The organism is Microbulbifer mixtoriginis (SeqCode), from assembly GCF_052467705.1.
In genome coordinates, this window is the sequence record NZ_CP174322.1 from 2,293,998 (window position 1) to 2,316,151 (window position 22,154).

A 22,154-nucleotide genomic window follows, 5' to 3' on the forward strand; every position below is an offset into this window, starting at 1 on the left:
AGGCGCCATGAAAGTGAGGTTTACGCTTATTCCTCGGTTTCGAGGGAATCGAAATACTCAAAAACGTCGATGCCATCCATATAAGCACCATCGAAGCCTGCATCTACGATCTTGAAGATATAGGAGCTGTTGTTGCCATAGATAATGTCCTGCCAGCCGGCTTTCCAGTACTCCACGTAATAGTTGCCCGATTCATTGGGGACTTCGTCCAGTAGCCAGGCCGGCGGATTGGTGGACCAAGAGTTTTGCCAGTAGTAGCGGTTACTCTGGGCCATGCCAATATTGACATAGGCCATCAGCAGGCGATCTCCGCCATTGTTCTTCTTTTTTAATTGCTTGATCTGCTCTTCGGTATAGGGCTGGTTATCCTTAAAGAATAAGTCGATGATCAGCAGGTCGTAGTCGGTTTCGGATAACCTGTCCACGAATTCCTGGGGTGTGGAGAAGCCTGTAGTATTGGTGATATTAAGGAAATTTTTGATATCTTCCAGCTTATCAATGTCGTCATTGTTCACATTGAAAGGTTTTTCCGGGTAGGAAGGAATATCGTCCAGAAGCGTATCGTCGGCAGCGAAGGAGACGTAGCCGGCGTTTTCGTTCTTCTCGTAAGACTCGTCAATATTGCGTTCGCTATTGGCAAAATCGGTCACCAGGATTTCACGGCCTTTCTCTTTGGCCAGGTTGAGATAGTCCTGCAGGCGCTTGCTTTCAGTTTCGCTGGTGGGTTGGTCTACATTACCGTTCTGCCCAAAGAAGACCGCCTCCTGGGCGATACCATCGGTAGAGTTTACATAGGCGTCATCTACCGGGCCATTGGTCCTGGTATTGGTGGTGATCAGCTCAATACCGTTTTGCGGAACGATAATAAAGTCTCGCTCAAGGCCCTTTGCATACTTGCTGATATCTTCCACAAACAGGCGCATTTCTTCATCGTAATCGATATTTACGGGAATAATGATGTCGGGTAAATCATCACTACAGCCAAGAAAGAGTAGTGGGCTGAAAAATAGCGCTAGCTTCCTATGCAAGGTCGTTCTCCAACTAGGTGTAATAGTTAAGCTTAGATGTTTTGTCTGTTAGTAATCTATTGGCAGAAAAGTACAGATATTGTTCCCCATTGGCAAACGCCAACTTAAATTGCTGCAATCTAGTGGGGGATTGCTGAATGCGGACTTAATAGGGCTGAAAAACTTGATTTGGGGCTCTTAGGAGCCCCTGGGGTTATCCATTCTCTTTTTAGTCTTGTTGGTGGCGACCGCGGTACGGGGGTCATCTGGCCAGTAGTGCTTCTGATATTTGATACGCAACTCCTTTTTGACCTCTTCGTAGGTGTTTGCCCAAAAATTAGCCAGATCGCGAGTGATCTGTACCGGGCGACGAGCAGGGGAGAGCAGGTGAATCATTAGCGGGTATCCCCCACGCAAAACTGCGGGGGTTTGTGCCAGGCCGAAGAGTTCCTGTAAGCGCACAGCCAGGATTGGTGGAGATGCTTCGTAATTGATAGCAATGCGTGAGCCGCTAGGTACGGTGTAGTGGCTGGGAGCCAGCTCATCAACCTGCTGATTATGGGCCCAGTCGAGTTGTGCGCGCAGAATATTGAGCAGGTCCAGCTGCTTGAGCTGCTCAAACTTATGGAAGCCATGTAGATGCGGTAATAGCCAGCGCTCAAGGTCCTGCAACAGCGTATCATCACTCCAGTCGGGCAGCGGAGTGCTTTCCAGTGGTGACTTGCCACTTTCCTCCTTTCGCAAAAACGCCACCCGCGCGCGAAATTGTAGGGCTTCTTTACTCCAAGGCAGTAGAGAAAGCCCTTTTTGGCGAATGGCATCGAGTAGTGCCCGGCTCAATAACTCTGATGGAACATCTCTGACGACTTGCTGCTGCAGCACCAGTTTGCCCAGTGTGACCTGCTCCAGCGCTTCGGCACGCCCGGCGGTATCATCCCAGCGAATAGTGGTATTTTGCTCGATTTGGTCGGCAAAACAGCGCTGTAAGGCGTTTTTTGAAATTGGAGCGGCTAGCTGTATTCTCGCATCGCGCCCCAGTCCATCCAATTCGGCAATCACAAGGAAGTCGCTGAGAGCCAGGGCGTCTTCGTGCGAGAAATGTGCGCCTCGGCCGCTGCAAAGCAGGTAGCGGCGTGCACTATCTTGGCGGCTTTTGGCAATTCTATCCGGATAGGCGAGCCCCAATAGCACCCCGACTCTATCGGCCTGGTCAATACTATCGCTGTTACGAGGTTCTTGCGGCTTGAAATCCTTTAATTGCCCCTGCCAAGTGTTGGCCTGCTGGCGAATACGTTGCACCGCACCGCGGTCGATATTTTGCCCCTTAGAATGGGCCTGTAGTGCTTCGATACGTTTGCTGATGTCTCTATCCCAGCGTGCTTCTCCCCGGAAGATATCCCTCTCTGACAGTAGCGCCGCGAGTAGGCAGGCCTGTTGTGATAGATGCCAGTCGAGGCTGCGAAGCATCATATGGGCGAGGCGTGGATGGCAACCCAGGGTGAGCATGGCGCTGCCGTGTGGAGTGATGCGCAAGTCTTGGTCTAGTGCGCCCAGTTGCTTTAATAGTGCCTGGGCTTGGGCTAGAGGACCTGTGGGGGGAAGGTCCAGCCAGCTCAGGTCGGTGGGATCACTGACTCCCCACTGGGCTAATTCCAGCGCCAGGGGGGCCAAATCGCTGCGTATTATTTCGGGGGTGTTTTTACTGCTGAGGCTGCGTTGGCGGCCCTCGCTCCACAGTCGCAGGCAGAACCCTTCGCTGAGGCGCCCGGCGCGGCCGCTGCGCTGGGTGGCAGAGGCTTGTGAGATTCGGCAGGTCTCCAGCCGATTCATACCGCTGTTAGGATCGAAGCGAGACTCTCGCATTAAGCCGGAATCAACAACTATGCGGATTCCCTCAATCGTCAGGCTGGTTTCTGCCACATTGGTTGCTAGCACCACTTTGCGTTGATCAGGAGCGGCCGGAGCGATGGCCTGATCCTGCTGTTCGCGGGTCAAGTCTCCATAAAGTGGGGTGAGAATAATGCTATCTGGTTTGAGATCATCCGCAGAGGCGAGTTGTTCGCGCAGTAACTCCTCCACCTTGCGAATCTCGGAAACTCCCGGAAGAAATGCGAGTACACTGCCTGACTCTTTGCGAAGTGCTTCGAGAATCTTGCGACTCATGAGCGTGGGCATAGAGCGGTGATCATCGGGCTCCTCCCGCTGGCCAAGGTAATCGATATGTACGGGGAAGCTGCGCCCCTCACTACTGACCACTGGCGCACCGCCGAGCACCCTGGCTACCGCCTCGGTTTCCAGGGTTGCAGACATTACCAATAGTTTCAGGTCTTCGCGCAGATATTCCTGGGATTGCAGGCACAGTGCCAGGGATAAGTCGGCTTGAAGACTGCGCTCGTGAAACTCATCAAAAATAACCAGCGAGGTTTCTGACAGTTCCGGATCAGACTGCAGCAGCCGGGTAAGAATACCTTCGGTAACAACCAGGATACGGGTTTTCGCACTTCGCCGCCGTTCCCCGCGTACCTGGTAACCCACAGTCTCGCCTAGCTTCTCTCCGAGATGGGCAGCCATACGTGCCGCAGCCGTGCGCGCAGCCAGGCGACGAGGCTCCAACATAATGATATTGCGTTGCCCCAACCAATCGGTTTCGAGCAGGGCCAAGGGAACAACGGTAGTCTTGCCTGCGCCAGGAGGAGCTTGCAGTACCACATTGTTGTGTATTTCCAGTGCTTTGAATAACTCTGGTAGGGCGGAATAAATTGGTAACTCTGGCATAGCAGAGAATTATAGAGGATTAAGGGGTGTGAGTGTATGGGGCTATTGTACTCCTACAAAGTAGTAATTATTTGGCACTGAGTACTATTTGTAACTGATGACTACTTATAATGCCCCATCTTTGCTAAGAAACTGAGTGGTATTTCTGAAAAGTAAACTAGCCAGTAACCCAGTGAGAGATAAGCAGAGAAAAGCGATCATTAACGCATGAAATCCAGAGTGAAATGATGCTTGTCCCCACTCCAAAACTTGAGAATGTAGCGAAGAATCTGGGAAAACTCTTGTTATTTTTTTAAGAGGTTGAGCTCCAGTTATAAAGGGGAGAACATCCAGCATATTAACTTGGTGCTCATTGGAGAGAGTTTCTTTTGAGAGCTTTGTGAAAGTTCGGACACTGACAGTGCTTACTATTATTCCTGTGAATGATATTCCTGCAGCATACCAGAGGTAGGTGTTAGAGATGAACAGCCCATAAGCTGCTCCCTTTTCATTTTTTGGGGCACTTTGAACTGCTGCAAGATTGGTTGAGGAGTACATTATTCCAGCAGTAATGCCCATAAAAACCATGCCGAATATGAGGTAATGCCAGGACAGTTTATCTGGCATCAGTATTAGTGATAGAGCAGCTGTTAGGCAGGTAAATTGGGCAAAGACGATGGAGGGGATGGGGTTGAATTTATTATTGAATATTCCAGCTGCAATTGAGGAAAAACATAAGAATATTGTCATTGTGAGAATGATGAGGCCAACCTTGGCAGCTTCATAGCCAAGTATATTCTCTAGGTATAAAGGTAAAATAAATAGGAAAGAGCCAAATATCATTTGAAAGCATGCGCGAGTTATAAGTAATCCTTGGAAAAGTTTGTTTTGGAGTAGGTTCAGGTTTATCAATGGTTGGGATAGGGTTCTCTGCCAAAGGAAAACAAAAACTAAGATAACTAAAGAGGATGCAAGAGGTAGAATAAACTGAAAGCTGGCTATTCCTTTGTGAGGTTCAAGGTTAAGTGAAAGTAATATTAGGAGGTAGGCAGCTAGAATAAGAAATCCTGATTTGTAATGAATATATATTTTTTTGTTTTGAGTATCTCTTTTTGCGAAAATTTGCAAGATGGTGAGACATAGCAAGCATACAGGAATATTAATTAAAAAGGCCCATCTCCAACCCAGGTGGGTGACAATAAAGCCGCCTAGAATCGGGCCTATTGACTGAGCTGTAGCGGTAAAGATCACCAGTAGGCCAACGGCTAGGCCTTGTTCAGACTTTTGAAAGTGGCTTTCCGCTAGAACAAAAATCATGCCGAAAGAGGCTGCCATGCCAGATCCTTGTATAAACCTGCCGGCGATTATGGTCTCAAGGTTGGGTGCTGCACTGGCAATTACTGATCCTAGAAGAAAAATGGTTATGCCCAGCATGAGGGTGTTTTTATGACCAAATCGATCTCCAAACTTACCCGTAGTAATGATTAGCCCGCCCATGGCAATAAGATAAATATTGTTAACCCACTGCAGCTGATATATTTTTGCGGAAAAATTTTCTCCTATAGTAGGGATCGCAAGGTTGATCACGGTGACATCAATATTGATGATCATTAGGCCAAGTCCAAGGCCGCCTAGTACCCACCATCGATGTTGATAAGGAAGTTCCGTTTGCTTACTCATGCCGTCCAATTAATCATGACTTTAGGGGAAGTGAGGGGATCTTTTTAGCTTGTAAGTAAAATATCTCAATAAATGAAGATGTATCTGCTATCAGAATTTTGGAGTGTCTTTAGTTTCTCTAGAATCTCATTATGTATGGTAATTGAATGCTTGATATTAAAAGTTATAGCTTTGTTATAGGGGAGCTATTACTTATTGGGTTGGACTGTAACAATATATGACAGTGATGTTCATTATTTGCTTGTCTACTTGAACCTATAAAATTTCAGGGGGCATCCGTTGTTGATTAAGTTGATCTGAAATCTGAGTGGAGAAGGGTATGGGGCTAAATTTAAGGCGTGTAGTAACAGGGCATGATAATTCTGGTAGACCTATTGTGGTTCTAGATGACAGCGGTGAACATATATCTAGCTGGCGCTCGCATATGGAACAGCAACAATTCTGGACGACAGTTGAGCTGCCCGTAGAGATTGACTCGGAGAATAGTGATAAGGGCGCACGTGAGGTTGGCACTGTGATACCTGGTGGCTCAATCTTCAAGGTGGTGGAGTTTGGTCCTGGGGTAACTCCTCGTATACATCGTACAGATAGCGTGGATTATGCAATTGTACTCTCTGGAGAGATCGACATGGAGATGGGGGAGGATACGGTAATCCACTTATCGGAAGGTGATGCTTTAATTCAGCGAGCTACCGTTCATAACTGGGTCAATCGGGGAGATAAACCCTGCAGAATTGCGTTCGTATTAATCAGTGCCCAGGGCGATACTGCTATCGGTTAGCGACGGACTGTTAAAAGCTAGTGGAGAAGGATATGCCACCCATGAGTTAAGTGAAGAATTATTGATTGTGAGCCTATCGGAGCAGGTTTGCTTTTCATTAGAAAGACATCTCTCAGGGCATCAAGCAGTGTAAATATTCAACACTGAAACTGGGCTAAATTTGGGGCTTGGAGAGAATAGGTTCATCAATATCCTCAGTGTGCCCCAGTGCAGCTTCAATTCCGGCATGTACTCCGAGAGCCGCTGTCTCTCTCGACATACTGGGGGTGCCGATGTTTTCTGCCAGCGCGGCTACTTGAGGTAATTGAGGAAGGTGTATCCAGCCTGCGCGAATATCCAGCTGATTGGTAATAATATAGTGAAGTACCCCGTACATCAGGTGGTTACAGCAGAAGGTGGCGGCAGTGTCGGAAATATCTGCGGGAGCGCCGGCATTGCGCATGGCTTTTACCATGGCGCGAAGCGGTAGATTACTGCGATAGGCCACTGGGCCATTGGGTATGGTGGGCTCATCCTGCATCTCCACCCCGCGGTTATCTTTAAGGCGGTAGCGTGTTGAGTCATTATAGTTTTGTGCGATTCTCTCTACAGTGATAACTGCACGGCCGGCATATTCACCGAGCATCATCACTATTTGTGGGCGAAGTTCGTTAATAGCCCTCGTGACGATCTCGATACATTCGAAAAAATTGTTTGGTACAAGTAGACCGCAGACTTCAGCGCTGCCAATACGGGTGCCATCCAGTACACGCATCACGGATTCGGCCGGGTTGATTGGTGTATGGCCAAAGGGTTCAAATCCAGTAACAAGAACTTTTGTCATGGCAGTTTATTGTTGATAGTAATTCGATGAGATCCGTATCTAACTAAATCCCCCGAATTCACATTTGCCAGATCCGGGGTTTTTAGCTCCTGGGGTTTACTGGATCAGCCCCAGCTCCTCAAGGAAAGAGTATTTATCCCAATCCACCCAGCTTTCTACCATCTTTCCACCTTCGTAGCGATCAGTATGGGTGCCTGTCCAGCTGCTGGTTTTATTGGTGGCCTCATACTGCATGAATTTACCTGTGTGAGTGGCCGTTACGCGCCAACGGGTACATACATAATCACCCTCTGCAACTTGCAGTAAAATCTCCATTTTTACGTCGGAGAAGCTATTGTGAAACTCCTTCACTAAGTCTTGCCACTCTTCCAGCGTTTCTGTTGAGGTACCTCCAGAGGCATCTGGCATTTGGTGATTTTTGTAATTGGCAGATAAATAATCTGAGGCTTCATGTGGGGTATTGTCCCCCCAGAGCTCAAGTAACTTTTTAGAAGTTGCTTTATGGTTGGCGGACATAGTGCTCTCCAAGATTGTGGATGGCGACATTTGTGTTGTTAGGCAGGGCAAGCATAGTGTAGAGAAGGAAAAATGCCCTATTGAGGCTGCTAGAAATTTTCCTTTTACACGGCTATTCGACCAGTCTTCCGATTGTGTATTGTTTTGATATTGTTCGACAAAGGTTTCAGAAAGGTTCAATCAACAAGAAAGGGGCCTTGCGGCCCCTTTAGTTTGCTTCGCAAACTCTATTGATAGGTCATCAGTTACTAATCCTGTTAGCGGTAGTTGCTGATGCACTGATTGTATTCGCGGATGTAGATCTTACCACCATTCGCATGGTTACGGTTCGCCTTGTCTGCCGCGAAATTCATGCAGCCTCTTACTTGGTCTTGAGTCAGACCGTAGTAGCGAGGCGTAGGCGCACGCCAATAGTAGTTAGGTCGAGAACCGCGCCAGTAATAACGAGGCTGAGAACCGCGCCAGTAGTAACGGGGCTGAGAACCGCGCCAATACATATTTCTGGGCTGCTCATATTGACGGATAGCAGTGGGCGGATTTACTGGGTAAAAATAACGGCCTTGTTCATTAAAGGCATAAAAGGTATTTCCGCTTTGATAGTAAGTCTTGCCGAGTATTTGTACTGGTGAAGAGCCGGCAGGTAGCTGAGCGAGACGCTCTTGGGCTACACCGTACCCCGCAAGAGAGAACAGTAAGATCATTGAAAATAAATAGCGCATAACGTTTTCTCCTTCTCCCAACTTGGCAACAAGTCTACTCAAATGTGTGTTGTGTCCCAATGCGCTCTATTGGAAGTTTCGGTTGCTTCACCACTAGTTTTAAAGACTACAACGAAATAAAGGAAAATAAACCAATAGTAAAGTTTTCTGATATATTCTTGGGGTGCAAAAATTGCTCTAATTGATGATGTTTTTAGGGAATTTAAATTCTACTCCATGGCAAAGGTAACAACAGGGCAGGTAAAAGAGTTATCAGTTGGGGGGATATGAAGTTGACTGTCTTTTGGTCGTCTAGCGCTGAAAAGGGCTTCGCCATGAGATGAATGTATTTTTTTATTTTCAGTTGCGTGGCTGTGGGGGGGTGAATTCTGTGATTATTAATGATACCTGTTGTGTTTAACCCATATAAGGTCACTATTGGGGCCTACTTTGCTGGAGGTGCGGATGTCTCCAGGGAGTGATGTTTGCCATGCAGAGCTGGGTTGGCTAGTGGCTGGATAGGGTATTTACTAGGTTTTATTGCTACATCGGTTGACTTGGTGGGATTGTTGCTTTGTATTTGGCTGGTTTTGCTAGTTCTTAATCTTTTATCATAGTGTATCAAAGCGTATTGTTGAGCGCAGATGAAAAGTCACTCAGTCTAGCTATTGGTCGCACGCAAAAGATGTAAGGGTTTAAAAAGTTTTCTGAATTAAGCTCCTTATTTGCTATGGGTTTGGTAATAGTCTACGGGTGTTTTCTAAACACATATTGTATTCGCGTATATAGACTTTGCCGCCCTTAGCAGGATTGGCATTAGCCTTGTCTGCTGCCATATTCATACAGCCTGCAATTTGTCCTCGAGTCAGCCGCGGCCCTGGCTCCGGACGAGTAGAACGAAAAGATAGGTTTCTTGGGCGTTCATATTGGCGAATAGCGGTAGGAGGATCTACCGGATAGAAGTAACGTCCCTTTTCACTAAATGCATAGAAGTTATTGCCACTTTGGTAGTAAGTTTTTCCGAGAATTTGTAGTGGCTGGGCGTCAGCTGGAAGTTGTGCGAGTCGCTCTTGAGCAGTGCTGAAATTGGCAATGGATAATAACAATAGTACCAAAAATAAAAAATGCATTCTGCGACCTCCCTCGCGCAACCTAGCAGAATTTTACTTTAGTCAAATGTAAGTCCCAATGTGTGTTTTAGGGCTCCTATCTGCTGTGAGAAAGATAATTTTAATGCGATTTATAAAGACATTTTCACTTTTCTACAAAAATTGAGCAAATTAATCTATAGGGAGGCGGCATATGGGGAGCAAAGGTCTAAATTCGAAAGCTTTTGGTTTCACAATCTGTCTGCTAGCGCTTCACCCTGAGTATCACCAAGCCAGCTGGGTTTATGTAAAAGGTATAGGTTTGTCGTTGAGATAAAGAGAGGTTGTGACAGGTGTGGCTTTGGCTACCGTTTGTAGCGACATACAGGCTTGCCGGCAGCAGTGGGCAAACTCCACGAGTTTTTCCTCGGTCTCATCACTTTCTATAATCAAGTGAATCTCCACCCGGTCACCCTGGCCAAATACCTTTTCGGGTTGAATTCCACCAAAGTTAAGAGTGGTTGAAAATTCGGTCTTTTGTTCAAGCCTTACCTGCTTAAGTTGAATATTAGAGAGTTGTGCCAGCATCTCTACATGAGACATCATGCAGAGTGCCAACCCTGCAGAAAAGTACATGATGGGTGATGGAGCGCTACCCCGGCCTCCAACCGCAGTTCCTTCATCACATATCAGCTCCCAAGTTCCTCCATTAGGCACATTCGAGAAAATAGTTGCCTTCTTTAGGTGATGTCCTTGGGGCATTTGTTCCACATTGATATGGGCATGAAATCTTAAAAGCTCCCCCTGTTTCACTTTGTCCAGGTGAGGTGGGGGAAATGTATCTTGCTCAGCGTCATCATTAAGCTTACGAACAATGGTTGTCGAGGACATATCCCATTCTACGGATTCCATAGTGGGTACCTCTTAATGGTTGTGGGTTGGCTTTGAAAGTGCCAGATACTGAAAAGAGTATATAAATGTAGGTAGTTTAGAGTTTCTGCTGAGGGCTCCCCAATTGCTGGGGGAAAATCAGGCTGTTTAAATGTGAGGTTTTTCGCAGAGCCTTTAGGAATTATGGTATTTGTCTAATGATCTTAGTCAAGCAGTGCTAGGCCTGTCCGTTGTTCTAACTCATAAGCATAGCGTTGAGCTTCTTTTAATTGCTGGTAGGACCTTGCCGTAATGCCCTCATTAAAAGTCGCGTATTTGAAAATAAGCACTACCTGATAGCTGGTATGGCCACTTCTGCTCTCTTTAGAGTGGCGAGAGTAGGAAACTATTTTAATACCTTTGAAAATCGTGAGAGGCTTTTCTTCTGTCCAGTTGTGCCAGAGAATTCGATTTTGAGACACGTATTGCCTAGTTTCAAAATCAATATAGTGATCTTTCTTGAACGAAAAAGTGATTACGGCGAGAAGGCAAAGTAGGGTGGTGGCAATCCAGGAGAATACAGAGCCAGTATCTAGGGCAAAGCTCAGGCTCACAAAGAGCCATATCAGAACAAAACCACCCAGTATATAGGTAAGTATTTTATTAGACTGCAGTTCCATTTAGCTGCTTCTATTCGAAAAGATTTATTCTTGATCAATATTTATACAGGTTTGGTTCCCTGCCTATCTGGAAAGCCGGGGGAAAACCGCTTCCTATACCCTGTTTACTGAGGGGAGGGTACTCCTACGGCGTCCCATTGTCAGCCTTTCTGAGGCTTTTGGTGGTTAGGAGATATCTAAACTCGCCATGAGGGCGCTTGGGAGGGGCTGGCAGCCAGTATTAGAAATAAATAGCTGCCAGTTAGAGAAATGGGGGGGCACAGTCCCCTATAAAGTCACATACTTAGGAGGTTCTACTCTTCAGTGGCTCTCGCAATTGTTCGGCCATACCCAGTAATAGGGACTCGGTAGTTTCCCAATCGATACACTTGTCGGTAACAGAGACGCCGTATTCCAGGTCATTCAGATTGGCGGGAATCTTCTGATTACCGGCTTTCAGATTACTCTCCACCATAATGCCAATAATTGATTGATTACCATCAAGAATCTGGTGAGTCACGTTATCTACCACCAGGGGCTGTAATTCGTGATTTTTATTGGAGTTGGCGTGGCTGCAGTCGACCATGATATTGGGGGTAATACCGGCGCTACGCAGTTCCTGTTCACACATGGCAACACTGACCGAATCGTAATTTGGTTTTTCATTACCGCCGCGAAGCACAACATGGCCATAAGGGTTGCCGGAGGTATGAATAATGGCAACCTGACCGCGCTTGTTGATACCGAGGAATCTGTGGGGATTAGCGACAGATTGCAAGGCATTAATCGCTACTTCTAATCCGCCATCGGTACCATTCTTAAAGCCCACAGCAGAGGAGAGGCCGCTGGCCATTTCCCGGTGGGTTTGGGATTCGGTAGTACGTGCGCCAATGGCTGACCAGGAAATCAGATCTTGCAGGTATTGGGGAGAGATTGGATCCAGTGCTTCTGTTGCGGTGGGCAGTCCCAGTTCGGCGACATCTAAAAGTAGCTTGCGGCCGATATGAAGGCCTTCCTCAATCTTGAAGGAATCATTCAAGTGGGGATCGTTGATCAGGCCCTTCCAACCAACTGTGGTGCGGGGCTTTTCGAAATAGACTCGCATTACTATCAGCAGGGTATCGGAAACCTTATCTGCCACCGCTTTCAGGCGCTTGGCATAATCCATTGCAGCGTCCACATCGTGAACGGAGCAAGGTCCGATAACCACCATCAAGCGGTGGTCTTTACGATCGAGGATATCACGCACGGCGCTGCGCCCTTTGGCGACGGTCGCTTCGGCTGCATCGCTAATGGGTAGCTCTGCTTTCAGCATCTCCGGGCTGATCAGGACTTCCTGGGAGACGACATTCAGGTCGTCGAACTGCTGTGTAGTCATAGCGTCTTCTGATTACTCTGTTCCTTAGTGCCGCTCTGCACCTGCAGGCGGATGACTTATCCTACTGTGCCGCAAAGAATAGGGCGAGGGTTTCATTTGCAACCAAATATCTGGCCTGATTTTGGGATGTGCATTTGTATTTTTCCTATGACAGTTTGGCACTTCAGGAGCGTTTAGAGGAAGTCGCTTAGGAGAGTTTTGGCGTGGAAGAAGTGATGATTTGGAGCTTCATCAGTTGAGTACAAGCCTACCTATGAGTACCCAGTGATTAAGAGGTGATCAATGGGCCTTCCTTTCAGAGTTGTTCATGTTGAAAGGAGCTAGCTAATGATGAGCCACTCATTATGTGAGAAGCTCAGTTTTACAGAGGTAAGAAAAGCAATCCAAGTAACCACCTTGATAGATCTAATGCCAACTGCTTAGATGGCTTAACTCAGGGTAAAAAATTGAGTCTGTAGCTGAAACGACTTATATATCCTGTGCGGGAGAGTTCAGAAGTACCCCCCTGAATATGAGGGGCAGTATTCATGAAGTAAGCTGATTTCCCCGGACTGCACCTTGTGTCAACAAAGTACTAGGAAAGCTGAAGATGAAGAGGGATTGATCTCTAAGGCTTAGATGACCTTATATATTGCGCTCATCCCTGAGCTTTACATTTATAGGCTTTTCAAGTCTGTTGATGTTGCAAAGAAATCGTTAGTTACTCAAGAAGCGCCAATAAATAAAGTAAAAGCTAAAACCTATCATTAGGCACAGGCAGGCATAAGTGTAAATTAAGTACCACCCTTTTAAGTGATACTCTCTTGGTACCCATTTCCCGTTCATAACAAGAATGTTGAGTAAGGCAAAGATTGGAGCACAAACGAAAGATAAAGTAGTTACAAAGTCGATAAGGTTTTTTAACTGATCAGCAAATAGGGAGATAATAAACCAGCTTATAAGGCTTAGTGTAATAAGGGTGGATACGTAGACTCTATTTTCTGGAATCTTGATACTATTCGATGATCTCAAGGCACTTCGCCAAACTTGAGGAAAGCCATCGGAGACTGCAAAGGTGGTTGAGAAAAGCGCGACAAAACAGATAATACTGATTGTTAAATGGCTCCAGTCACCAAGGGATTCGGTATAAATATTGATTAGCTGACCAGCAAATATGCCTGCAGATTGGGATAATTCAATATCTTTCCCAAACATTACTAGTGCACCTAACCATACAAATACAATCGCTAATAACAAACTGGTGAAATAGCCAACCTTAAAGTCAAATATGAGAGATTTCCTGGCAAACCCTCTATCTGGTTTTTCCTTTATCCTTCGTTCCGACCAAATAGAGTGCCAAACAGAAACTTCAATCGAAGTTGGCATCCAGCCGACTAAGGCGACAACAAATGCGATGCTCACAGCTGGTGCTATATCGGCTGTTAAATGGGATTTAGAGGGAAGAAGTCCATATTGACTTATTGCAGCAATGAGTGTGATCAAGCTGGCAATAGCCAGTATGAGGACCATCCACTTTAAGCTTTCATTCAGCCATTTAAATTGGCCAGCAATCAATATTGCACAGGTAATGACCAGAATGATGGCAGACCACTCTGAAACATTTAGGATATCGCCAAATAAATTGAGCGCTAAAGCAGCTGTGACAATCGTAACTGCAGCTTGAACAAAGAACATTGTTAGAAATGTGAGAGCCATATAACTATAAAAACCCACTCGACTGTGTTTTTTATAGCCTTCCAATAAACTCTCGCCGGTGACAGCTGCATACTCTGGACCGATTTTGAAAAAAGGGTATTTGACTAAATGAGCTAGGAAAATAAAACCAATCAAAGCGAAAGCGTAATCTGCTCCTGCGCGAGTTGACTGCACGATATGAGACACGCCAATACTGCTTGCGGCCCAAATAATTCCAGGGCCTAGGTTTGAGAAAGTGCGTTTAAATACATCCATTAAATCAGAACTGCTCGGAATGATGTTGCTCAAAATAGCTCTTAGCCACATCGATAAAGGTTTTAACCTTCAAGGAAAGCTCGCAGCGATGAGGGTAGAGCGCAAAAATAGTCAGTGGCTTTATTGTGAATTTAGGTAAAATCTCAGTGAGTTGGCCAGAGTCGACATAAGATTTGACAGAGTAAAAAGGCGCTTGGATTACTCCTTGTCCTTCAGCAGCTGCCTCATTCAATAGCCTCCCATTGTTAGATTGCCAGGCCCAGGGGAGTTTGATTTTTTTTATCTCTTCTTTGTCTTGAAATAGCCAGTGATCCCCTCGTATGCTGTGGTTAAAGAAAAGTAACTGATGCTTCTTTAATGATTCCATGTTTTCAGGGAGCCCATTCTTCTCAATGTAATAATCACTTGCCCAGAGTGCTAGCTTAGTTTTCGCGATAGATTGGACGATATAGCTAGAGTCGGGTAGTTCTGGTGCGATTCTAAAAACGAGATCGATTTTATTGTCGAGTAAATCGAGTGGGTCATTGCTGAGGTGAAAATCCAGGAATACCTGAGGGTATAGCCTGCGGTAATTGGCAATCAATCCTGAAAAATATTGACTGCCTAGCTCTATGCTGGTCGATATCGATAGCCTGCCTCTGGGCTCTTGATTATATTCTGACATCGCCTGGTCGACGGAGTGGAGTTTTTTTAGTATTGGTGAAATTTGTTTATAGTAATCATCGCCCGCTTCGGTTATTGATACTTTGCGTGTATTGCGCATCACCAACAGGCAGCCCAGTTCCTCTTCTAACTGCTTGATGTACTTACCAACCATTGCTGCGGAAATGCCGAGTTCGCGAGCAGCAGCTGCAAAGTTTTGTTTTTCGCATACCAAACAGTATGCCTCAAGGGCGTGTAACTTGTTCATTGACTCCCCTGATGGCTAGTCTTCTTCTCTTCTTACGGTGGGCGTAAACTGGAGTATACCGATAAGTATAATAAACCAATAGTTTATACACTATAAACTTAAATGATATTTAAAGTGCATCCCAAATGACGCAAAATTTTGATTTTAGGTTAAAACTCCCCACAGTCTTCTTTTAGATAAGTACATGAAAATAAAACAAATTTTTATTCTAGTGGCTCTATACATTGCTACCAACGGCGTTGTATTCGCAGAGGAAAGTAAGCTAGAGCAAGTCTTGCTCATTAACGCCAATATAGTGGACGTTAAATCACTCAAAATTGATGAAAGACAGTCGATTCTTATTGAAGGCGATAAGATCAAGAGAATTTCTTCAACGAATAAGCTCTCCAAAGTGAGGGGGGCTAGTGTTGTCGATTTAAAAGGGAAGTTTGTGATCCCCGGCCTGATAGATGCGCATGTCCACCATGCAACAGATCCGGATAGCTGGGATAAATTGTCAATCACTACTGAGCGACTTCGATACCTGCTTCGTGGTGGTGTCACTTCTGTGAGAGATATGGGCGGTGATGCGCGAGCCTTGGCCTACTTAAGACGTCAAGCAGAGGTCGACGCCATCGCTTCGCCAGACATCTACTTTTCAGTCATTATTGGTGGGGAATCCTTCTTCTCGGATCCGAGAACCATTGCCTCAGCTAAAGGGCGTACACCAGGCCACACAACATGGATGAGAGCGGTAGATCATAATTCAGATATGGACTCAGTAATGCTCCAGGCCATAGGCGCTGGTGCAACAGGCATCAAGATATATGCAGATGTTGAGGCCGAGACAGTGCCATTGCTTGCAAATGCAGCCAAAAGACATGGTTTAAAAGTCTGGTCGCATGCTTATATTGGCCCCTCCAAACCTTTGGATATTGTCAATGCTGGTGTTGAGACTATTTCACATGCCTCTGATATGTCAGCTCAGTTAGTTGATAACTTCAAGGCGTGGCGCAGGAAAACTGCTGAATTCGATGATTCAACTTGGGAAAAAATGCTACAAAAAGATAGCTATTTAGATCTTTTTGATGCTATGAAAGAGAAAGGGACAATATTAGATGCGACGCTTACAGTATTTGAAAGAAGAAATAACTTAAACGAAAAATACAGGCAGCTTGATCAGCTCAGTACACAAATGACACAATTTGCCTATCAAAGCGGCATTACCATTGCTGCTGGCACGGATGCATTTAGTGACCTTGAAAATGACACTACACCGATGATTCATCATGAGCTAAAGCTGCTCGTAGATGAAATCGGCATGACACCTCTCGAGGCAATTCAAGCTGCAACTTTAAATGCTGCGAAAGTGATAGGGATAGAAGGTTCTGTCGGTAGTATTGAAGAGGGAAAGAAAGCAAACATGGTTGTGCTTTCAGAAAGTCCCGAAACAAATATTGAAAATAGCCAGGCGATAGCTCATGTAGTAAAGAACGGTCGTTTTATTTTTATTGGTGACGATCCACAGTTGCCTTTCTCTTCTTCACGTGAAATGAATGGAACCATTTGGTTATCCGGGCAAATCGGTAATCATCCTTCAACTTTAACCTTGGCAGGTGAAAGTCTGGAAGCTCAGATGCATCAAACAATGAAGAATATTGGCCAAGTTCTTGAGAGCAAAAACCTGGGCTTTGACGATGTAGTAAAGTGTACTTTGATGCTCGCTGATATTGATGATTGGCCAGCGGCGAACAACGTCTACATCCAGTACTTCAGTGGGAAAAAACCAGCGAGGAGTGCTTTTGCAGCGAGCGGCCTGGCACTTGATGCCAAAGCTGAAGTGGAATGTATTGCTTCACGAAGCACTGATTAATTCTGGAGTGGGGATCTTATGAGCGATATAAATAGAAGAGCACTAATTAAATCTCTAGTATCAGGTGGCGTTGGTTCATATTTGGCTATTAACTCGGGTATATTAAATGCTTTTTCTGGGGGTAATGCAGGAAAATCAACGTGGAATTCATATGGTTCATCGATTGTAATTGATGGTCTCAGCGTAGCATTCTCGCTCAGGGAGCCAATCTCTGAAGAAGCCCTGGGAATATTCAAGAGCTCGGGTATTAGTGCCTTGAATATGACAGTTCCCTATCCAGGTGATGACTATTCGGAGACTTTAAAGAAGGTTGAAAAAGCCAAGTCCATCATCGAGCAGAATTCAAACTACTTGCGCTTAATTCAATCCGCATCAGATATCCTGAAAGCGAAGCAGGAGAGTAAGCTCGGTATCATAATGGGATTCCAATCAACTGAAATGTTTGATGAGTCACTTTCAGGTATTTCAGAATTCGCCAAAATGGGCGTTAAGATAATGCAGGTATCCTATAATGGTCCTTCTATCCTTGGCAGCGGTGGTCTCGTTAAGGAGGATTCAGGGATAACTTCCCTTGGCAAGAAAGCCATAGAAATAATGGAGGCGGAGAAAGTTCTGATCGACCTCTCGCATTCAGGAAAGAAGACAGTTTCCAGTGCTATCCGTCAATCAAAAAGACCGGTTGTGATCTCTCATACTGGCTGCAACGCAATTTACGACCACCCTAGAAATAATGACGATACAGAATTAAAAGCTGCTGCAGACACCGGTGGCTTGGTTGGAGTCTACTTAATGCCATTTTTGGAAGGTGGCGAGCATGAAATAAAGGCCGATGTGGTAATAGAACATATACTGCATGCCTATAAAGTATGCGGTGAAGATCATGTTGCCATAGGTAGTGACCAAGGCGTAGTGCCGGTCAATGATGGTCCTGAGTATCGAGAAAGTATTCGTAAGGAAGTTGAGCGTCGTATTGCGGCTGGAATTTCGGCGCCCGGCGAAACACCAAATCGTCCACCCTTTATTCCGGAATTAAACTCCGAGAGACGGATGGAACTTATTGCCTATAAGTTAAGCCAAAAAGGAATTCCTGATCGAGTGGTAGAAAAAATAATTGGTAAAAATTGGTTGCGTGTTTTTGCTACCGTATGGAATTAAAGGAAGGTGAGATTCAATGGTTAAATATATAAAGTTTGATGATGTTCTATCTCGACTGGTTGTTTGTGTTACGCTTCTCTTTTCCCCTTTGCTTTTTGCTGAAGAGCTTAGCACTTACTCAGAATTTCCAAAAGATTCAAAGACTGAAGTAATTCCTTTTCCGATCGAATTTGCCTCAGATATCACCTTGAATGGTATTGAAGAGCTTGTGTTTCTGCCTGGCATGTATAAACAAGAAAAAGAAGATTTTTTTAGTTATGCTTTTTCTTGGACCCACAAGCCAGAGAAGAAACAAGTTTTTGGAAAGTTCGAAATCCAGAATTTTATAGCCGCCTACTATAGGGGGTTGTACAAAGCTGTCACTGAAGGCAAAGAGTATGACCCTGCTATTACAATGGAGTGGGTTGATGGCAAGTATACTGGCCAGATAAAGTGGATTGAGCCATTTGTAACTAAAAAAGAACAGACCCTCTACTTTAAAGGGGATCAAGTTAACTGTAAAAAAACGAGTGAGCTTCGGTGGTACTTTATTGTTTCTCCACAGAATTCCTCTCATCCTGTATGGAGAGAACTTCAGTCGATAAAGCCCAAAAGCTGTTAGTGACAAAAATCAAATGTTATCAATCCTTATAAAGTATTTTATTTTAGAGGAAATCATAGAAAGCGCACAGCTTATACTCATCTGATTTTTAGAAATTTTTTTGGTCTTTTAGGTGAATAGGCCCTAAGTGTTTCTCTGCTTTGGGCCAGCTCCGTTCGTCATAAACAATGACTTGGCTGTCTGGGGTAGTAACCTAGCCGGCGATTTATTAGTATCCGACTATCAGTAAATTCCTTCTTATATAAAGTATCTCTTACCTTTAAAGAATCTACACTACTGTCAGCATTCAAAGGCTGAGGGATGGCTATATATACCTTTACGAGAAACGCATCTGGTTGGGCTTATAACATGGTTCGATTGTTCTAACAGCAATAGTCGAGTAGATTTTTTTCTCCAGGTCTTAATGCAAAAGCTAAAGTAATAGTTAGGCGTTGCTTTCAAAGCCCTTTTGATTGCTATTCATAGCAAGTCGATATGGTTTAAAGACCATTTGAAGCGCGGGGAAAAGAACGAGATGAATATTATTGTTATGGGCGCCGGAGCCCTCGGAAGCTACTTTGGCGGCCACCTGGCGAGGGCAGAACACAAAGTGCTCTTTATTGCTCGAGGGAGGCAGCTGAAGGCACTTAAAGAGCGTGGTTTAACGGTGCTGCCACTTGAAGAAGAGCCCTTTACTATCCAGGTTGATGCTGCGGAGACTACGACTTCGGTGGGGGGAGTGGATCTAATCCTATTCTGCGTTAAGACCTACGATACCGAAGCAGCTATAAAGCTTATCGCCCGTGCTGTAGGTGAAGACACAAAGGTGCTTACCCTGCAGAATGGTGTCGACTCCTTGGATTCCCTGAACGAAGCCTTTGGGCGAAAAGCTATTCTGGGCGGTATCTCATGGACTAATGTGGCGATCGAAGAGCCTGGAGTTGTGCGGCAAAGATATCCCGGCCCACTTGTCTTTGGTGATCCAAATGCAACTGGCTCAAAGCGCACCCAAGTGCTTAAAGATACATTTCTACAAGCTGGGGTTGTCGCTGAGGTCAGTGATGATATCACTCGGGCTATTTGGGAGAAGTTCCTGTTCATCTGTGCGGTGAATGGAATGACAGCACTCACACGATTGCCTGTGGGTACGCTCCTAGCCTGCCATGCCTCTCGCGAGTTATTTGTTGACATTATGTGTGAGGTTTATTCCTTAGCGCGGCGAAGTGGAATAGAGCTTTCGGAGGATACGGTTGAGCGTACAATTAGGCATATGGAGAAGGAGTTGCCTCCTGGAGTACTCAATAAGACTCTTGGTTCGATGTACTTCGACATAGCATCTGGAAGGCGCCTAGAGCTTGAGTCTCTAAATGGTGCAGTTGTGCAAAGAGGGAAGCAGCTGAAGGTAGCAACACCGGTTAACAGTTTTGTCTACGGGGCATTGAAGCCCTGGGCCAATGGCGAGCCTATGCGCAATGGGGTATAACAAGTTGAGCAAACACCCCGTATATAGCGCCTGATTCAAACGTTTGCTCCCATTTCCTTGATCAGTGTACACAAATAAGCCGTTGCTGAGTCGGATTCGGGGTTGCTCCATAAAAACACAATCATGGAGTTCTTGGGTTAATGGTTTGGAGTAGTCGATAACTCCCGTTTAACCAGATACCGCCAATGTGGTCATGTAGTGACCTATCTTGCCCTCCCCATTACAACCATGCCTCAATGGTCTCGCGTATCCGGAATCCCCTGGAGCTACCGGATCAGTGTGATGTCATTATCGAAAACGATTGTTATAGTAATAATATTAGCTGGAGGGGCCAGAGACTGTGTTCCTCACCTAGAAGGTGGCTTCAGCACGGACCATAGATAGCAGGCAGCAGGTAAATGAAGGGGAGGCATCCCCACTGAGTAAAGGCACGCTCGTAACAACTAGAGGACTAGGTTCTGAGAAATAGAGAAGAAGCATTTCAGCTATTGGACAATCTGGATGCGCCCCAGCATCTCATTAATCACGTTACATTAGTTGGTGAAGCGGCCGATCTCCTGATTAAAAAGTTTATCGAAATGAAAGTGAATTTCGATCCGGATTTTGTCCGTGTTGGTGTAGTGATACATGATATTGGAAAAATTATACATACCAATGAAATGTATGGCCCAGGATCACAGCATGAACCTGAAGGTGAAAGGATATTACTATCAAAAGGTTTTACACCAGCAATCGCTCGATGCTGTCTTTCTCATGCCCGTTGGAGTGATATGGAATGTACGATAGAAGAGCTAGCGATAGCGCTCTCAGACAAGTTGTGGAAAGGTAAGCGCGTAGAGGAGCTTGAGCTCCAAATAATAGACCGAATATCACATATCTTAGATGTGGAACGTTGGGATATCTTCTCCGAATTAGATTTATGCTTTGAGAGTATTGCTAGTGAAGGCCTTAAGCGGTTACAGCGGAGTGTCACTAGTGGATAGATTATTCGAGATTCCTCTGAGTAAAATGGTACGTTTTTTCTAATAAGAAGCATTCAAAATTGACGTCACTTTATTAAGAAACTCCAAGATTATAAATTAACAGCCAATTGATTTATCTCTTTCCTTAAATCCTGATATGGTTACCGGGAAAAATGATGCACGTGTTGGCAGAAGCCAGTGATTATCTACTCCTTGATCTGCTTTTGTAGGATGTGGAAACCGAAGCTAACAGATCAAGGGGGTATTGTCGACTGGATTATTTTGAGTAGTCTTAAGCCATGATAGCCGAATTACTGTGAACCTTACTTAAAACATAGAAGTTTTTGGGTTTATTTTTGGTTGGGCTTTGAACTCATTTATAATTGGCACCGTATTCTTTAGACTCGATAGTGAGTTGAAATATAACTTGCATCAAGTGTGAGGGTGAAATGATATTCGTATTAAAGAAAGATTATGAATAAGGTGCTGGGCACCAAGGGAAGATTGTAATGTGCAGCAAAGGAAAGTTGGCTGGTTGGGCGTTATCAATATATGCTTTTCTATCACTTATAATATATATTTTTGGTTTTGTTGTTTTCTATTTTTTCTTTTTTAGTGAATTTCCTGAGTTGTTATCGTGGGCATTCATAGTTCTTTTAGTGTTATTGATGTCTATCAATTCTATTGGTCTGGCAGCAGGTATAAAGTTGATCCAAGAGGATAGAGGGGCATACAAAATAGCTATCCCTTATTCAATATTCTGCTTACTCAATTTCCCTGTCGGCACAGTGGTCGGCTTTTTCTGTCTGTGGGTATATTATGAGAAGGACGGTTAAGTCATGGTGGGTAGATATTTCGTAACCAGCCTCTCTGTGGTGAAGAATCTATGTATTCTTATGTTGAGTGCTTAATAATGTTGGCCACATTTATGGAGTCATGATATGAAGATGAACTATGTGGTTCTCGGTAGCAATGATCTGGAGGCATCAATAAGGTTTTACAATTCAC

Annotated in this window: 19 protein-coding genes; 7 read left to right on the forward strand and 12 right to left on the reverse strand. The window is 45.0% G+C overall.

The annotated features are described in order from the left end of the window. Nucleotides 1–26 precede the first annotated feature (26 nt). The 3 genes from ACJJIB_RS10215 to ACJJIB_RS10225 all read right to left on the reverse strand — a co-directional run bounded on the left by ACJJIB_RS10215 (nucleotide 27) and on the right by ACJJIB_RS10225 (nucleotide 5,441). Entirely contained in the window at nucleotides 27–1,028 is a 1,002-nt protein-coding gene (locus ACJJIB_RS10215) for an endo alpha-1,4 polygalactosaminidase (RefSeq protein ID WP_444888796.1), read from the reverse strand. 177 nt (nucleotides 1,029–1,205) lie between these two features. Next, entirely contained in the window at nucleotides 1,206–3,782 is a 2,577-nt protein-coding gene (gene hrpB / locus ACJJIB_RS10220) for an ATP-dependent helicase HrpB (protein WP_444888797.1), read from the reverse strand. 105 nt (nucleotides 3,783–3,887) lie between these two features. Beyond that, nucleotides 3,888–5,441 (reverse strand): MFS transporter, encoded by a 1,554-nt coding sequence (locus ACJJIB_RS10225; RefSeq protein WP_444888798.1) that lies wholly within the window; start codon nucleotides 5,439–5,441, stop codon nucleotides 3,888–3,890. A gap of 319 nt (nucleotides 5,442–5,760) precedes the next feature. On the opposite strand from ACJJIB_RS10225, the gene ACJJIB_RS10230 reads away from it, so the two are divergent. Next, nucleotides 5,761–6,222, forward strand: coding sequence for a cupin domain-containing protein (locus ACJJIB_RS10230; protein WP_444888799.1), 462 nt, complete (start codon nucleotides 5,761–5,763; stop codon nucleotides 6,220–6,222). A gap of 154 nt (nucleotides 6,223–6,376) precedes the next feature. Here the strand turns inward: ACJJIB_RS10230 and pcp are convergent, their stop codons facing one another. From pcp to ACJJIB_RS10275, 9 genes are all read right to left on the reverse strand, one after another. After that, nucleotides 6,377–7,045: a pyroglutamyl-peptidase I gene (gene pcp, locus ACJJIB_RS10235; RefSeq protein WP_252085608.1), complete on the reverse strand. Its 669-nt coding sequence runs from the start codon at nucleotides 7,043–7,045 to the stop codon at nucleotides 6,377–6,379. Nucleotides 7,046–7,141: 96 nt separating this feature from the next. Next, nucleotides 7,142–7,561 carry an ester cyclase gene (locus ACJJIB_RS10240; protein ID WP_252085609.1) on the reverse strand — a complete coding sequence of 140 codons (420 nt, stop codon included), beginning with the start codon at nucleotides 7,559–7,561 and terminating at the stop codon, nucleotides 7,142–7,144. A 257-nt stretch (nucleotides 7,562–7,818) separates the two neighbouring features. Beyond that, complete coding sequence (locus ACJJIB_RS10245; RefSeq protein ID WP_444885215.1) at nucleotides 7,819–8,280, reverse strand: hypothetical protein; 462 nt, start codon at nucleotides 8,278–8,280, stop codon at nucleotides 7,819–7,821. 707 nt (nucleotides 8,281–8,987) lie between these two features. Then, entirely contained in the window at nucleotides 8,988–9,389 is a 402-nt protein-coding gene (locus ACJJIB_RS10250; protein WP_444888800.1) for a hypothetical protein, read from the reverse strand. A 261-nt stretch (nucleotides 9,390–9,650) separates the two neighbouring features. After that, nucleotides 9,651–10,259 (reverse strand): OsmC-related (seleno)protein, encoded by a 609-nt coding sequence (locus ACJJIB_RS10255; RefSeq protein WP_444888801.1) that lies wholly within the window; start codon nucleotides 10,257–10,259, stop codon nucleotides 9,651–9,653. Between the two features lie 182 nt (nucleotides 10,260–10,441). Next, complete coding sequence (locus ACJJIB_RS10260) at nucleotides 10,442–10,897, reverse strand: hypothetical protein (protein ID WP_444888802.1); 456 nt, start codon at nucleotides 10,895–10,897, stop codon at nucleotides 10,442–10,444. Between the two features lie 283 nt (nucleotides 10,898–11,180). Further along, a complete protein-coding gene (locus ACJJIB_RS10265) occupies nucleotides 11,181–12,254 on the reverse strand; it encodes a 3-deoxy-7-phosphoheptulonate synthase (protein WP_444888803.1) in 1,074 nt (357 codons plus the stop codon). A gap of 696 nt (nucleotides 12,255–12,950) precedes the next feature. Beyond that, complete coding sequence (locus ACJJIB_RS10270) at nucleotides 12,951–14,237, reverse strand: NRAMP family divalent metal transporter (RefSeq protein WP_444888804.1); 1,287 nt, start codon at nucleotides 14,235–14,237, stop codon at nucleotides 12,951–12,953. Continuing rightward, a complete protein-coding gene (locus ACJJIB_RS10275; protein WP_444888805.1) occupies nucleotides 14,209–15,114 on the reverse strand; it encodes a LysR family transcriptional regulator in 906 nt (301 codons plus the stop codon). The genes ACJJIB_RS10270 and ACJJIB_RS10275 overlap by 29 nt, the downstream gene beginning before the upstream one ends. A gap of 184 nt (nucleotides 15,115–15,298) precedes the next feature. On the opposite strand from ACJJIB_RS10275, the gene ACJJIB_RS10280 reads away from it, so the two are divergent. From ACJJIB_RS10280 to ACJJIB_RS10305, 6 genes are all read left to right on the forward strand, one after another. Next, nucleotides 15,299–16,966, forward strand: a complete 1,668-nt coding sequence (locus tag ACJJIB_RS10280) for an amidohydrolase family protein (RefSeq protein ID WP_444888806.1) — start codon at nucleotides 15,299–15,301, stop codon at nucleotides 16,964–16,966. 18 nt (nucleotides 16,967–16,984) lie between these two features. Further along, entirely contained in the window at nucleotides 16,985–18,121 is a 1,137-nt protein-coding gene (locus ACJJIB_RS10285) for a dipeptidase (protein ID WP_444888807.1), read from the forward strand. 16 nt (nucleotides 18,122–18,137) lie between these two features. Continuing rightward, the gene (locus ACJJIB_RS10290; RefSeq protein ID WP_444888808.1) at nucleotides 18,138–18,722 is read left to right on the forward strand and encodes a hypothetical protein; all 585 of its coding nucleotides are present in this window, start codon (nucleotides 18,138–18,140) and stop codon (nucleotides 18,720–18,722) included. Between the two features lie 514 nt (nucleotides 18,723–19,236). Continuing rightward, nucleotides 19,237–20,184: a ketopantoate reductase family protein gene (locus ACJJIB_RS10295; RefSeq protein ID WP_444888809.1), complete on the forward strand. Its 948-nt coding sequence runs from the start codon at nucleotides 19,237–19,239 to the stop codon at nucleotides 20,182–20,184. Nucleotides 20,185–20,672: 488 nt separating this feature from the next. Continuing rightward, nucleotides 20,673–21,167, forward strand: a complete 495-nt coding sequence (locus tag ACJJIB_RS10300; protein ID WP_444885204.1) for an HD domain-containing protein — start codon at nucleotides 20,673–20,675, stop codon at nucleotides 21,165–21,167. Nucleotides 21,168–21,655: 488 nt separating this feature from the next. Then, nucleotides 21,656–21,982: a hypothetical protein gene (locus ACJJIB_RS10305; protein ID WP_444888810.1), complete on the forward strand. Its 327-nt coding sequence runs from the start codon at nucleotides 21,656–21,658 to the stop codon at nucleotides 21,980–21,982. The last annotated feature ends 172 nt before the right edge of the window (nucleotides 21,983–22,154 follow it).

Excerpts from the sequence above, each read along its gene's own strand:
- hrpB (WP_444888797.1), bottom strand. The coding sequence starts at position 3,782 with ATGCCAGAGTTACCAATTTATTCCGCCCTACCAGAGTTATTCAAAGCA.
- ACJJIB_RS10285 (WP_444888807.1), top strand. The coding sequence starts at position 16,985 with ATGAGCGATATAAATAGAAGAGCACTAATTAAATCTCTAGTATCAGGT.
- ACJJIB_RS10260 (WP_444888802.1), bottom strand. The coding sequence starts at position 10,897 with ATGGAACTGCAGTCTAATAAAATACTTACCTATATACTGGGTGGTTTT.
- ACJJIB_RS10240 (WP_252085609.1), bottom strand. The coding sequence starts at position 7,561 with ATGTCCGCCAACCATAAAGCAACTTCTAAAAAGTTACTTGAGCTCTGG.
- ACJJIB_RS10290 (WP_444888808.1), top strand. The coding sequence starts at position 18,138 with ATGGTTAAATATATAAAGTTTGATGATGTTCTATCTCGACTGGTTGTT.
- ACJJIB_RS10275 (WP_444888805.1), bottom strand. The coding sequence starts at position 15,114 with ATGAACAAGTTACACGCCCTTGAGGCATACTGTTTGGTATGCGAAAAA.
- ACJJIB_RS10245 (WP_444885215.1), bottom strand. The coding sequence starts at position 8,280 with ATGCGCTATTTATTTTCAATGATCTTACTGTTCTCTCTTGCGGGGTAC.
- ACJJIB_RS10230 (WP_444888799.1), top strand. The coding sequence starts at position 5,761 with ATGGGGCTAAATTTAAGGCGTGTAGTAACAGGGCATGATAATTCTGGT.
- ACJJIB_RS10295 (WP_444888809.1), top strand. The coding sequence starts at position 19,237 with ATGAATATTATTGTTATGGGCGCCGGAGCCCTCGGAAGCTACTTTGGC.
- ACJJIB_RS10265 (WP_444888803.1), bottom strand. The coding sequence starts at position 12,254 with ATGACTACACAGCAGTTCGACGACCTGAATGTCGTCTCCCAGGAAGTC.
- ACJJIB_RS10250 (WP_444888800.1), bottom strand. The coding sequence starts at position 9,389 with ATGCATTTTTTATTTTTGGTACTATTGTTATTATCCATTGCCAATTTC.
- pcp (WP_252085608.1), bottom strand. The coding sequence starts at position 7,045 with ATGACAAAAGTTCTTGTTACTGGATTTGAACCCTTTGGCCATACACCA.
- ACJJIB_RS10280 (WP_444888806.1), top strand. The coding sequence starts at position 15,299 with ATGAAAATAAAACAAATTTTTATTCTAGTGGCTCTATACATTGCTACC.
- ACJJIB_RS10305 (WP_444888810.1), top strand. The coding sequence starts at position 21,656 with ATGTGCAGCAAAGGAAAGTTGGCTGGTTGGGCGTTATCAATATATGCT.
- ACJJIB_RS10225 (WP_444888798.1), bottom strand. The coding sequence starts at position 5,441 with ATGAGTAAGCAAACGGAACTTCCTTATCAACATCGATGGTGGGTACTA.
- ACJJIB_RS10255 (WP_444888801.1), bottom strand. The coding sequence starts at position 10,259 with ATGGAATCCGTAGAATGGGATATGTCCTCGACAACCATTGTTCGTAAG.